We start from the raw sequence: 12686 nt of genomic DNA, 5'->3' as shown, positions 1-12686 counted from the left end.
CGGCCATTCGGGCTGCCTTGGGCGCCCTCACAACGACTTTCAGGAGATATCACCATGCACGCGAATATGCGCAGAGGGCTGCTTAGCACCCTCTTTGCCGGAGGACTACTAGCCCTCGGCACCACCGCTGCCAGCGCAGCGGATACAACGAGCGGCTCCGACGGCTTCGCCTCCGGAACCCAGGTCGTCGCACCGGTGACCGCACCAATCACCCTGGGTACGGCGTCGTTGGGCCTGCTGGGTGACTCAACGGCCACCACCCAAGGCGACACCACCACCGACAACCGCACCGCGCCGGCGGGAGCCACCACCCCCGCCGCATCGACCAACGGCTCCGACGGTCTCGCCTCCGGAACCCAGGTCGTCGCACCGGTCACCGCACCAATCACCGTAGGGACGACGTCGTTGGGCCTGCTGGGTGACTCAACGGCCACCACCGAAAGCGATAACGGCGGCAGCACCGCACCGGCGGGAACCACCGCACCGGCGGGAACCACCACCCCCGCCGCATCGACCAACGGCTCCGACGGTCTCGCCTCCGGAACCCAGGTCGTCGCACCGGTCACCGCACCAATCACCGTAGGTACGACGTCGTTGGGCCTGCTGGGTGACTCAACGGCCACCACCCAAGGCGGAACCACCACTAACGGCACCATCGCACCGGCGGGAACAACCACCCCCGCCGCATCGACCAACGGCTCCGACGGCCTCGCCTCCGGAACCCAGGTCGCAGCACCGGTCACCGCACCAATCACCGTAGGTACGACGTCGTTGGGCCTGCTGGGTGACTCAACGGCCACCACCGAAAGCGATAACGGCGACAGCACCGCACCGGCGGGAACCACCACCCCCGCCGCATCGACCAACGGCTCCGACGGTCTCGCCTCCGGAACCCAGGTCGTCGCACCGGTCACCGCACCAATCACCGTAGGTACGACGTCGTTGGGCCTGCTGGGTGACTCAACGGCCACCACCCAAGGCGGAACCACCACTAACGGCACCATCGCACCGGCGGGAACCACCACCCCCGCCGCATCGACCAACGGCTCCGACGGTCTCGCCTCCGGAACCCAGGTCGTCGCACCGGTCACCGCACCAATCACCGTAGGTACGACGTCGTTGGGCCTGCTGGGTGACTCAACGGCCACCACCGAAAGCGATAACGGCCACAGCACCGCACCGGCGGGAACCACCACCCCCGCCGCATCGACCAACGGCTCCGACGGTATCGCCGCCGGAACCCAGGTCGTCGCACCGGTCACCGCACCAATCACCCTGGGTACGACGTCGTTGGGCCTGCTGGGTGACTCAACGGCCACCACCCAAGGCGACACCACCACCGACAACGGCACCGCACCGGCGGGAACCACCACCCCCGCCACATCGACCAACGGCTCCGACGGCCTCGCCTCCGGAACCCAGGTCGTAGCACCGGTCACCGCACCAATCACCCTGGGTACGACGTCGTTGGGCCTGCTGGGTGACTCAACGGCCACCACCGAAGGCGATAACGGCGGCACCGCACCGGCGGGAACCACCACCCCCGCCGCATCGACCAACGGCTCCGACGGCCTCGCCTCCGGAACCCAGGTCGTCGCACCGCTTTCGTTGCCGATCGGGGTCCGAGGCGCGTCGGTAGGGATCGTCGGTGACTCGTCGTCCACGGTGGTCACGCCGCCGCTGGTCTTCGGCCCGGCAGTTGCCCCTCCGGTGACAGTTACCGAAGGTCCGTCATTGCTGGCTGTAGCCGGTACGAACACGGCGTCGGCCGGTATCCAGATGGCGCCTGCCGCTGCAGGAGCTCCCTCGGCCGCTCCGATGCTCGCCAACACGGGGGCTAGCCTTGGGCTGGTCACCTCAGCCCTTCTCCTGCTGGCCGGCGGCATGATCATCATGTTCGTCCTGGGCCGGCGGAAGAAGGCCTAGGCCGCCAGCGGGCAGGGCGGCGGCGCTGCCCGCATCCTGCCCGCCAGGTCTGCTGAGATCTTGGACTGGTCTGGTCCGGGGAGCCGCTCAGGGCTTCCCGGGCCAGACCCCTCCGCGGCATGCTTATCCACCTCCGGCAAGCGTAATTACCAAGCACCCTTATGAAAATGCATACCCGTCCCCGTATCATCTTTAGAGTGCGTTCCGAGGGAACGCTGAAGAGGATGGGGACATCGTGGAGAGTTCGCGCAGCGAGACGGCAGAGGTCCTGGACGGCCGATACCGCCTGGGCGAGGTCATCGGGCGCGGCGGCATGGCATCGGTGTACTCAGCCCGGGACGAGAACCTCGGCCGGGACGTGGCATTGAAACTCTTTGCCCCGCAATCAGCCGACGCGGACGAGCTGAAGCGTCAGGAAGCCGAGATCCAACTGCTTGCCACCCTGAACCACCCCAGCCTCGTGACTTTGTTCGACGCCGGAATCGACTCCCGTGTGCCGGAGGAACCGCGTCCGTTCCTCACCATGGAACTGGTTGAGGGGCAGGACCTCCGGAGCAGGATCCGGCACAGTCCCGTCCCCCTGGATGAGCTGGCAGTCATAGGCGCCGGGGTGGCCGATGCCTTGGCGTACGTCCACAGCCTGGGCATCATCCACCGCGATATCAAGCCGGCCAACATCCTCCTGGTCCAGGTCCGCCCCGGCGAGCCCCTGCGCCCCAAACTGACCGATTTCGGCATTGCCCGGATCGTGGACGGCACCCGCCTGACCGCCACGGGGACCATGGTAGGAACAGCTGCTTATCTGAGTCCCGAACAGGCGCGGGGCGCTGATCTTGGTCCCGCCAGCGACATCTATTCCCTTGGTCTCGTGCTTCTCGAGTGCATCAAGGGGGCCGTGGAGTATCCGGGAAGCGCCATTGAATCTGCCGTTGCGCGCCTGCACCGTGCCCCGGAAATCCCGGGCGATGTCCCGGCCGAGTGGGCCACCCTGATCAGGTCCATGACAGCACTGGAGCCCATGGACCGCCCGACGGCGCCTGATCTCGAGACCGCCCTTCGCCAGGCTTTGGTCTCCCCGGAGTCGGTCCCCGGGGCCCTCGCTGAGGAACCCACGCGCATTCTCCCGGCACCGCCGTCGCGTCCACCACTGGTTGCTTCGGAGACAGCGGGGCCACCGGGCACGGCGGGGTCAACGGTCAAGGCACTGCCAACGGACGCGCAGACCGGACGCCGCACCACGGCTCCTTTGCGGGCTGTGGGTAACAGCCTGCCCCGCGCCGGAAGCCGCCGACGCCCCCGCTCCGCACGCCGCGGCAGGCTGGTTGCCGCGCTGGCGGCCGCTGCCGTGCTTGCGGTCGCCGCCATTATTTTGCTGCCCACCCTTACGCCCAAATCACCGGAGCCTGTTCAATATCCTGTGGTCACCGGCACCTTGGGAGAGCACCTCGACCAACTACAGAAGAGCGTGGAACCGTGACGTTACTTGCCGTCAGTCGCCTTCGCGCGTGGCCAGCACAGCGATGGCACCTGGTCCTCGCAGCAGGCGTGCTTTCCGCCGCCCTGGCCGGCTGCAGTTCCGCAGCTCCGGACCTGGACGTGGAAGCCGCGCAGCAGTTGCAGGCCAAAGTACTGACCGTCTCGCAGTCCGCTGCCGGCAACGATCCGGCCGGTGCCCTCATATCCCTCGATGAGCTGGTGGCACAGCTCGACGCCGCAGCAGCCGAGGGAGACGTTTCGTTCAAGCGCCACCAGAGCATCATGAAGGCGATCGAGGCGGTGCGGGCGGACCTTTCCGCAGCGAAGGCCCAGGCTGAGGCTGACGCGGCAGCAGCCCGGGCCGCCGCGGACGCAGCCAAGGCCGCCGCGGACGCGGCAGCGGCAGAAGCCGCGAAAGCGGCCGCTGTTCCCGTCGCAGAACCGCCGGCGCCGGTCGCGCCGGCGCCGGCCCAGCAAAACCAAGGTCCGGGCAAGGGCGAAAAAGGCAAAGGTAAGGACGGCTGACTCCAACACTTGCCGGAGTCAGCCGTCCTGCTTCACGAAACCCGGCTTTGCCGGCGCGCCACCCCGCCAGGTGCTACGACGACGTGGAGCCTGATGCCGGGAAACGGTCCCAGGACCGGTGTGCGGCAAGCAATTCCTGAATTTGGGTGACGACACCGTCAGCCCCGTCGCCGAGAACAACCCCGGAGGCATCCTGCGGGATGCTTGCGGCGTCCACGACGGCGGAACCTCCGCCCCAGCCGCCGATCGCCTTCGCGTGGCGGAACGTCTCGGAAAGCAAAAGAACCACCCTCGGATCGAGGGATACCCCGGGCTCTCCGGCCTTGGCATCAAGGCCCTGGTCAGCGTCCGGAGCCGGGTCAGCCGCCCCGGCCACCAGCACGGCGTCGAACTCCGTCGAGCGTGCGGTGAGGTAGGTGCGCTGAACGGGGATCCCGCCGTCGGCCTCCTCTCCCAAGTAGCCTCCGGAGGGTGCAATGACCAGCGGCACGATCCCCGCCGCATCCAAGGCCGTGCGTGCGGCACGCACCGCGTCAAGGTCGCTGGACGCGTCGGCCACAATTCCCACCACACGTCCTTTCACCGGCCAGGTGCCGCCGATCTGCGACAGCGCGGGGCTCGGCTCAGCGTCGGCCACCTCCACCAAAGCTGCGGGCGCCGGCATGCCCAGCCCCTTGGCGACGGCAGCGCACAGTCCGGCGTCAACGTTGGCCAGGTTCTGCAGCTGCCGTTCCCTGATGGCTTCCTCCCGGCACTTGCCGAGCTCAAAAGTGTAGGCCTGGATCACGTGGTCCTGCTCCACCGGGCTCAGGCTGCGGAAGAATAGCCTGACCTGGCTGAAGTGGTCATCGAACGACGCCGGCGACTTCCGTTCCTTAACCGCCGCCGCCAACTGCTCGGGAACGTCGACGAACGCGCCGAGGTCCGCCCCGGCGAGAAACGGGCAGCCGCCGTCCAGCGAATTCGGGTGGTACGGTGCCGCTCCCCCGTGCACCGCCTGCTGGTGCATTCCATCGCGGAGCATGTCGTTGACGGGCGCCTGCGGCCGGTTGATGGGGATCTGCCCGAAGTTAGGACCGCCGAGCCGGGAGATCTGCGTGTCGATATAGGAGAAGAGCCGCACCTGCAGCAGCGGATCATTGGTGACGTCAATTCCTGGCACGAGGTGGCCGGGATGGAAAGCCACCTGCTCCGTCTCGGCGAAGTAGTTCACCGGGTTGGCATTGAGGGTCATCAGGCCGATGGGCTGCACCGGCGCAAGCTCTTCGGGGACGAACTTGGTGGGGTCCAGGAGATCGATTCCCTCGAAGAACTCCTCCTCCGTGTCCGGAAAGACCTGCACTCCCAGCTCCCATTCCGGGTAGGCGCCGGACTCGATCGCGTCGGCAAGGTCGCGCCGGTGGAAGTCCGGGTCCATGCCGTTGATGAGCTGGGCTTCCTCCCAGAGGAGCGAATGGACGCCCTGTTTGGGCTTCCAATGGAATTTCACCAGCACTGTCTCCCCTGCGGCATTCACGAAACGGAACGTGTGGACGCCGAAGCCTTCCATAGTGCGGTAGGAGCGGGGAAGGGCACGGTCGGACATGTTCCACATGGTGTGCGCCTGCGCCTCGGTGTGGAGCGAAACAAAATCCCAGAACGTGTCATGGGCGCTCTGCGCCTGCGGGATTTCGCGGTCCGGGTGCGGTTTGCCGGCGTGGATGATGTCCGGGAACTTGATGCCGTCCTGGATGAAGAACACCGGGATGTTATTGCCGACCAGGTCGAAAGTGCCCTCATCCGTGTAGAACTTCGTGGCAAAACCGCGCGTATCGCGGACAGTATCGGCGGAGCCGCGGGACCCCAGCACCGTGGAGAACCGGACAAATACAGGTGTTTCGACGTCCTTGGCCAGGAATCCCGCCCGGCTGATGTTGGCAGCGGAGCCGTAGGAGCGGAAAATGCCGTGCGCTCCGGCGCCGCGGGCATGCACCACACGTTCCGGGATGCGCTCGTGGTCGAAGTGGGTGATCTTCTCGCGGAGATGGTGGTCCTGGAGCAGTACCGGGCCGCGCCGGCCTGCCTTCAGCGAGTGGTCCGTATCCTGGAGCCGGAGCCCCTGCGCGGTGGTGAGGTAGGCGCCGGACTGGGCCCTCGAATGGACCGGGGCGCCGCTCGGCGTTCCGGTGGGCGAGACCGCCTCGGGGCCCCGCTGGTCCGGCTTGGGCGGCAGCGGTTCGCGCGGTTCCGTCGGCTCGGCAACAGCGGGTGGCTCGCTCGACGTCGCGCCGGGAATGCGGATGTTGCTGTCAGCTGGCATGGTTCGTTCCCCTTTGATGAGCAGTTCTTAGCCACAGGCGGCCGTTCGGCCAGAAACTAAGCTTGCTTATCACTCTAGGGAAGGCGACACACAACCACAACGGACCCGCGGGAGATTCGTCAGCAAACTTACTATTTGCCGCCAATGTCGCTAGGTTGGTTAAGTGCGCCCACGAGGCGCAGCGAGATCAGAACCGCGGGCCGGCGGCCCGCCAGCTGAAGGAGTGATGTACGCATGGCAACTGTCCAGGAATCCATCAACGTAAGTGTCCCGCTGAGCCAGGCCTACAACCAGTGGACCCAGTTCGAGGACTTTCCGCACTTCATGAGCGGCGTGGACGCTGTCCGCCAGCTCGACGACACTACGGTGCACTTCCAGACCAGCGTCGCCGGAGTCAAGAGGGAATACGACGCCCGGATCACCGTGCAGCAGCCGGACCAGCGCGTCACGTGGGAGAGCCTCGACCAGCCCCGCAACGCCGGAACCGTATGGTTCGAAGCGCTCAGCCCGACCGAAACAAAGGTCAGCGTTGAACTCGCCTGGGAGCCGGACTCCGCCGTTGAGAAGGTGGGAGCAGCAGTGGGGCTTGATTCCCGGCAGGTCGCCTCGGACCTCAAACGCTTCAAGAAATTCATCGAGGAACGCGAAGTGGAAACCGGCGCATGGCGGGAACGCGTCAGCGACAGCGCAGTCTCCGGGAGTGCCGCCGGAACGGTCGCGGCGGGTCCGACAGCGGAAATTCCGCACGCTGCCACCACCGCCGTCCCCCTCGAAGAGGAAGTGGGCTACGACGCGGTGCCTACGGAGCAGCCCGTAAACGCCGATCCCGACATGGCGACGGAGCCTCCGTTCGGCAAGCACGTACAGCGCTGACACTGTTCCGGCCGGCAACCCTGTAGTGGCTGCCGGGCCGTGGCGGCCGCAACGCCTGCGGCGCCTGCCGGCCGCGGTTGCCAGCCAAGCAAGAACGCCCCGCCTCCCGTGATGGGAGGCGGGGCGTTCTGGCGTTCAGCGGGTCCGGCTACTTGGTCAGGCCGGACAGAACTTCGGTGAACTTCGCGGACGGACGCATCACCGAGGCGACCTTGGCAACGTCCGGGTGGTAGTAGCCACCGATGTCCACCGGGGAGCCCTGCACTGCGAGCAGTTCGGCAATGATCGTGTCCTCGTTGGAGGTCAACGCCTCGGAGACAGCTTCGAAGTCGGCGGCCAGCTCGGCGTCGTCGGTCTGCTTGGCAAGCTCCTGCGCCCAGAACTTGGCGAGGTAGAAGTGGCTGCCACGGTTGTCCAGTTCCCCGACGCTGCGGCGCGGAGACTTGTTCTCGAGCAGGAACGTGCCGGTCGCGCGGTCCAGGGTATCGGCGAGCACCTGGGCACGCTTGTTGCCCGTGGTGGTCGCCAGGTGCTCGAAGCTGACGGCGAGGGCCAGGAACTCACCAAGGCTGTCCCAGCGCAGGTGGTTTTCCTTCAGCAACTGCTGGACGTGCTTCGGGGCGGATCCGCCGGCGCCGGTCTCGAAGAGTCCGCCGCCGTTGATCAGCGGAACCACGGAAAGCATCTTGGCGCTGGTACCCAGTTCGAGGATCGGGAAAAGGTCCGTGAGGTAGTCGCGGAGCACGTTGCCGGTCACCGAGATGGTGTCCTCGCCCTTGCGGATGCGCTCGAGGGTGAAGGCTGTGGCCTTTTCCGGGGACATGATTTCGATCTGGAGGCCCTCGGTGTCGTATTCCTTGAGGTATTCCTTCACCTTGGCGATCAGGTTGGCGTCGTGGGCGCGCGTCTCATCCAGCCAGAACACAGCGGGCATTTCGGAGGCGCGGGCGCGGGTAACGGCGAGCTTGACCCAGTCGCGGATCGGCACGTCCTTGGCCTGGCAGGCGCGCCAGATGTCGCCCGGTGCCACCTGGTGTTCGATCAGGACGGTGCCCTTGCTGTCCACGAGCTGGACGGTGCCGGCGGACTGGATTTCAAAGGTCTTGTCGTGGCTGCCGTATTCCTCCGCGGCCTGGGCCATGAGGCCGACGTTCGGCACGGTGCCCATGGTGGTGGGGTCGAAGGCGCCGTGGGCGCGGCAGTCGTCAATGACGACCTGGTAGATGCTTGCATAGCTGCTGTCCGGAAGAACGGCCAGCGTGTCGGCTTCCTTGCCGTCCGGGCCCCACATGTGGCCGGAGGAGCGGATCATGGCGGGCATGGAGGCGTCCACGATGACATCGGAGGGAACGTGCAGGTTGGTGATGCCCTTGTCCGAGTCCACCATGGCCAGCGCGGGACCCTCTGCGAGGCCCTTCTTGATGGCTGCCTGGACGCCCTCACGGACGTCTTCCGGGAGCTCTTCGAGTCCGCCAAGGATGGAGGCCAGGCCGTTGTTGGGGCTGAGGCCGGCGGCGGCGAGCTGCTCGCCGTACGTGTCGAACAGTTCGGTGAAGTAGGCCTTGACCACGTGGCCGAAGATGATGGGATCCGAGACCTTCATCATGGTGGCCTTCAGGTGTGCGGAGAACAGCACGCCCTCTTCCTTGGCGCGGGCAACCTGGGCAGCCAGGAATTCATCCAGGGCGGCGGCGCGCATCACGGTGCCGTCTACAACTTCGCCGGCCAGGACGGGGAATCCGCGCTTCAGGACCTTGACGGTGCCGTCTTCCCTGACCAGCTGGATCTTGACGGTGTCATCGGACTCGATGACCACGGACTTCTCGTTGGCTCGGAAGTCATCAGCGCCCATCGTGGCCACATTGGTCTTGGACTCCGGCGACCAGGCGCCCATGGAGTGCGGGTTCTGGCGGGCGTAGTTCTTCACGGAGAGGGGCGCGCGGCGGTCCGAGTTGCCTTCGCGCAGGACCGGGTTGACGGCCGAACCCTTGATCTTGTCGTAGCGTGAGCGGATGTCCGTCTCGGTGTCGGAGGACGGGTTGTCCGGGTAGTCCGGGAGGTCGTAGCCCTGGGACTGGAGTTCGGCGATGGCTGCCTTCAGCTGCGGAATGGAAGCGCTGATGTTGGGCAGCTTGATGATGTTGGCTTCGGGCTTCTTTGCCAGGTCGCCCAGTTCGGCCAGGGCATCGCTGATCCGCTGCTCTTCGGTGAGGTAGTCACCGAACACCGAAATGATGCGGCCAGAGAGCGAGATGTCGCGGGTCTCCACTTCCACACCGGCAGTCGACGCGTAGGCCTCGACGATCGGCAAGAACGAATAGGTGGCCAGCATGGGCGCTTCGTCTGTGTGGGTATAGATAATCTTGGCCATTGCTTGGGCGTCTCCTGAAGGTATACATACATCTGGAACTCTGGCGTTATTTCAACATACTTAACTTACCCGAGCAGGCCGCGTCGGCGCCCATCGGGGCCTCCAGAGACGCGTAGCATGACCCTGCCGGTCGCTGACAGCGCAGCGATGACACGGGACTCCGCGTAACACCAGGCACAATACAAAACTCGGGTTTCTATTTACAACAATTGTCACAGTGGGTAGGTTGATCACCACCAGCGGCGGCCACCATCTGAGGGCGCCGCATTCACTTCTGTTGAGGACACACCCATGACGAAATCGAAGACTCTGGCCGCCAGCCTCCTGAGCCTGTCCGCCGCCGCGCTGCTGGCCGTCTGCGCAGCCGGCGGGGCTAGTGCGGCGCCCGCATCACAGAACGCCTCACCACAGGACGGCGTTCAGGTTGCCAGCCAGTCGGTGGACACCACTAACGCCGCCGACTACTGGACGGCCGACCGCATGCGCGCAGCGGTTCCCGGGGACGTACTGGCCGCCAAGGCGCTGCAGCGCGGCAACACCTCCTCAGCCGCGGCGGTGGAAAAGGGTTCGAGTACCAAAATCACGGGCAAGGCAGGCAAGGGAAAGGCCGTCCTGCACGTCGACGAGAATCCGGTGTCCCACATTGGCAAGGTCTTCTTCACCATGGGCGGCAGCAACTACGTCTGCTCCGGGAACTCCGTGGTGTCCAACAACAAGAGCACCGTGTCCACAGCCGGCCACTGCGTCAATGAGGGTCCCGGCGCCTTTGCCACCAACTTCGTCTTTGTTCCGGCCTACCTGGACGGCGCCGCGCCGTACGGCAAATGGGCAGCCAAGGCCCTGTACACCCCCACCCAGTGGAGCTCGGCCGGAGACATGCAGTACGACACAGGCTTCGCCGTCGTCTCGCAGCTCAACGGCCAGAGCCTGGCCGACGTGGTGGGCTCATCCGGAGTCCAGTTCAACGCAGCGCGCGGGCTGACCTACAAGTCCTACGGCTACCCGGCCGCGGCCCCGTTCGACGGACAGTCGCTGGTCAGCTGCACCGGCCCGGCCAGCGATGACCCGTACAACCCCCAGTTCAATACGCAGGGCATCCCGTGCGACATGACGGGCGGTTCCTCAGGCGGTCCGTGGTTCATCGGCACAAGCTCCAGCGGCTATCAGAACTCCATCAACAGCTACGGCTACAGCGGCGCCCCCTCCAAGGTCATGTATGGACCGTACTGGGGTTCCGTCATCCAGCAGGCGTACTCGAGTGCATCGTCGGCGAACTGACGGCACCGGGCCCTCGGATGACGATGCCGTGAGCCACAGCGATGTCAGCCAGGCCCCGGCGGACATCCTCGCCTACTGGACGCCGGAGCGGATGGCCGAAGCTAAACCCCGCGAGGTCCGGCTCCCCGAACCTGAGGCGGAGGCGGAACCGGAAGCGGAAGACAACTAACTGAATATTCGACGACGGCGACCGTCCCCTTTTCGGGGGCGGTCGCCGTCGTGTGTGGCGCTTAACTCCTAGTGGAAGAAGTGGCGCGCACCCGTGAAGTACATGGTGATGCCGGCCGCGTTCGCCGCTGCAATCACTTCGTCATCCCGGACGGAACCGCCGGGCTGGACCACGGCGCGGACGCCGGCGTCGATCAGGATCTGCAGTCCGTCGGCGAACGGGAAGAACGCGTCCGAGGCTGCCACGGCACCGCGGGCACGCTGCGGGGCTGCGCTGGCCTCTGTCGTCGACGGACCGGCTGCACCCCCGGCGCCCTCGACGTCGGACTCGACCTGCACACCCAGGGTGTTGGCGCGTTCCACAGCCAGCTTGCAGGAGTCGAGCCGGTTGACCTGGCCCATGCCGATGCCGACGGCAGCGCCGTGGTCTGCGAGCAGGATGGCGTTGGACTTGGCGGCACGGCAGGCGGTCCAGGCGAACGCGAGGTCGGCCAGCGTGGCTGCATCCGCTGCCTCGCCGGCTGCGAGGGTCCAGTTGGCGGGGTTGTCGCCTTCGGCGTCGACCTTGTCAGCAGCCTGCACCAGCATGCCGCCGGAGACCTGGCGGAACTCGGTCGGGTAGCGGCCGTAGCCTTCCGGCAGGGCCAGGAGGCGGATGTTCTTCTTCTTGGACAGGATCTCCACGGCCTCGTCCTCGAAGCCCGGCGCGATGACGACCTCGGTGAAGATGCCGGCAACGGTGCGCGCCATTCCGGCGGTGACCGTGCGGTTTGCTGCGATAACGCCGCCGAATGCGGACACGGGGTCGCAGGCGTGGGCCTTGGCGTGGGCGTCGGCGATGGGGTCCGCGGCGTCGGCGGAACCGACTGCCACGCCGCAGGGGTTGGCGTGCTTGATGATGGCCACGGCGGGCTCGGCGAAGTCGAATGCTGCACGGAGGGCGGCGTCGGCGTCCACGAAGTTGTTGTAGCTCATGGCCTTGCCGTGGATCTGGTCAGCCTGCGCGATGCCGGCGGGAGCGGCCTTGTCCACGTAGAGGGCGGCCTGCTGGTGCGGGTTTTCGCCGTAGCGGAGGACCTCGGAGCGTTCCAGCGCCAGGCCGGCGTAGGCCGGCCAGTCGATCACGCCGTCGCCGTCCTCGTCCAGGAACTGGCTGGCCGTCCACGTGGCCACTGCGGTGTCGTAGCTGGCAGTGTGGGCGAAGGCCTTCGCGGCCAGGCGCTGGCGGGTCTTCAGGTCGAAGCCGCCTTCAGCGGCAGCGCGGACAACGTCGCCGTAGAAATTCGGGTCGGTAACGATCGCGACGGCGGCGTGGTTCTTCGCGGCGGAGCGCACCATGGCGGGGCCGCCGATGTCGATCTGCTCCACGACGTCATCCTGCGCGGCACCGGACTTGACGGTCTCCACGAACGGGTAGAGGTTCACGACGACGAGGTCGAACGCCTCGATCTCCATGCCGGCCAGGGTTTCCATGTGGGCGGGGACGCGGCGGTCGGCCAGGATGCCGCCGTGCACGCGCGGGTGGAGCGTCTTGACGCGGCCGTCCAGCATCTCCGGCGAACCGGTGACTTCCTCGACCTCCTGGACGGGGATGCCTGCAGCCGCGATCTTCTTCGCGGTGGAGCCGGTGGAGACGATCTTGACGCCTGCTTCGTGCAGGCCCTTCGCGAGCTCCTCCAGACCGGTCTTGTCGTAGACCGAGATCAGGGCTCGGCGGATGGGAACACGGTCTAGCTGCGTAAAGCTCACAAAGGTCTCCGTCTTTTGACA

General features: G+C 66.3%; 9 protein-coding genes. 6 read left to right on the top strand and 3 right to left on the bottom strand.

Annotation, left to right across the window (positions count from 1 at the left end):
• Window positions 1–54: 54 nt before the first annotated feature.
• From JOE41_RS16500 to JOE41_RS16490, 3 genes are all read left to right on the top strand, one after another.
• Complete coding sequence (locus JOE41_RS16500; RefSeq protein WP_209752994.1) at window positions 55–1926, top strand: cell wall anchor protein; 1872 nt, start codon at window positions 55–57, stop codon at window positions 1924–1926.
• Window positions 1927–2161: 235 nt separating this feature from the next.
• Window positions 2162–3403 carry a serine/threonine-protein kinase gene (locus tag JOE41_RS16495; RefSeq protein WP_209752993.1) on the top strand — a complete coding sequence of 414 codons (1242 nt, stop codon included), beginning with the start codon at window positions 2162–2164 and terminating at the stop codon, window positions 3401–3403.
• Window positions 3400–3927 (top strand): mucin-associated surface protein, encoded by a 528-nt coding sequence (locus JOE41_RS16490; protein ID WP_209752992.1) that lies wholly within the window; start codon window positions 3400–3402, stop codon window positions 3925–3927. The genes JOE41_RS16495 and JOE41_RS16490 overlap by 4 nt, the downstream gene beginning before the upstream one ends.
• A gap of 73 nt (window positions 3928–4000) precedes the next feature.
• On the opposite strand, the gene JOE41_RS16485 is transcribed toward JOE41_RS16490, so the two are convergent.
• Complete coding sequence (locus JOE41_RS16485; RefSeq protein WP_209752991.1) at window positions 4001–6226, bottom strand: catalase; 2226 nt, start codon at window positions 6224–6226, stop codon at window positions 4001–4003.
• A gap of 234 nt (window positions 6227–6460) precedes the next feature.
• Between JOE41_RS16485 and JOE41_RS16480 the strand changes: the two genes are divergently transcribed.
• Complete coding sequence (locus JOE41_RS16480; RefSeq protein ID WP_209752990.1) at window positions 6461–7099, top strand: SRPBCC family protein; 639 nt, start codon at window positions 6461–6463, stop codon at window positions 7097–7099.
• Between the two features lie 148 nt (window positions 7100–7247).
• On the opposite strand, the gene JOE41_RS16475 is transcribed toward JOE41_RS16480, so the two are convergent.
• Window positions 7248–9470 carry an NADP-dependent isocitrate dehydrogenase gene (locus JOE41_RS16475; RefSeq protein WP_209752989.1) on the bottom strand — a complete coding sequence of 741 codons (2223 nt, stop codon included), beginning with the start codon at window positions 9468–9470 and terminating at the stop codon, window positions 7248–7250.
• Window positions 9471–9761: 291 nt separating this feature from the next.
• Here JOE41_RS16475 and JOE41_RS16470 point away from each other — a divergent pair, with 291 nt between their 5' ends.
• Window positions 9762–10748 (top strand): serine protease, encoded by a 987-nt coding sequence (locus JOE41_RS16470; RefSeq protein ID WP_209752988.1) that lies wholly within the window; start codon window positions 9762–9764, stop codon window positions 10746–10748.
• 28 nt (window positions 10749–10776) lie between these two features.
• Window positions 10777–10917: a hypothetical protein gene (locus tag JOE41_RS16465; protein WP_245200743.1), complete on the top strand. Its 141-nt coding sequence runs from the start codon at window positions 10777–10779 to the stop codon at window positions 10915–10917.
• A gap of 68 nt (window positions 10918–10985) precedes the next feature.
• On the opposite strand, the gene purH is transcribed toward JOE41_RS16465, so the two are convergent.
• Entirely contained in the window at window positions 10986–12665 is a 1680-nt protein-coding gene (purH, locus tag JOE41_RS16460) for a bifunctional phosphoribosylaminoimidazolecarboxamide formyltransferase/IMP cyclohydrolase (RefSeq protein WP_011690951.1), read from the bottom strand.
• Between the last annotated feature and the right edge of the window lie 21 nt (window positions 12666–12686).

The sequence above is a fragment of the Arthrobacter sp. PvP103 genome, assembly GCF_017833075.1.
GTDB lineage: Bacteria > Actinomycetota > Actinomycetes > Actinomycetales > Micrococcaceae > Arthrobacter.
Note: the sequence above shows the minus strand (reverse complement) of the source record. Positions and strands in the feature narration are given on the sequence as shown.

Bases quoted from the DNA above. Each gene is read 5' to 3' on its own strand.
- JOE41_RS16485 (WP_209752991.1), bottom strand. From the start codon at position 6,226: ATGCCAGCTGACAGCAACATCCGCATTCCCGGCGCGACGTCGAGCGAG.
- JOE41_RS16475 (WP_209752989.1), bottom strand. From the start codon at position 9,470: ATGGCCAAGATTATCTATACCCACACAGACGAAGCGCCCATGCTGGCC.
- JOE41_RS16500 (WP_209752994.1), top strand. From the start codon at position 55: ATGCACGCGAATATGCGCAGAGGGCTGCTTAGCACCCTCTTTGCCGGA.
- JOE41_RS16470 (WP_209752988.1), top strand. From the start codon at position 9,762: ATGACGAAATCGAAGACTCTGGCCGCCAGCCTCCTGAGCCTGTCCGCC.
- JOE41_RS16480 (WP_209752990.1), top strand. From the start codon at position 6,461: ATGGCAACTGTCCAGGAATCCATCAACGTAAGTGTCCCGCTGAGCCAG.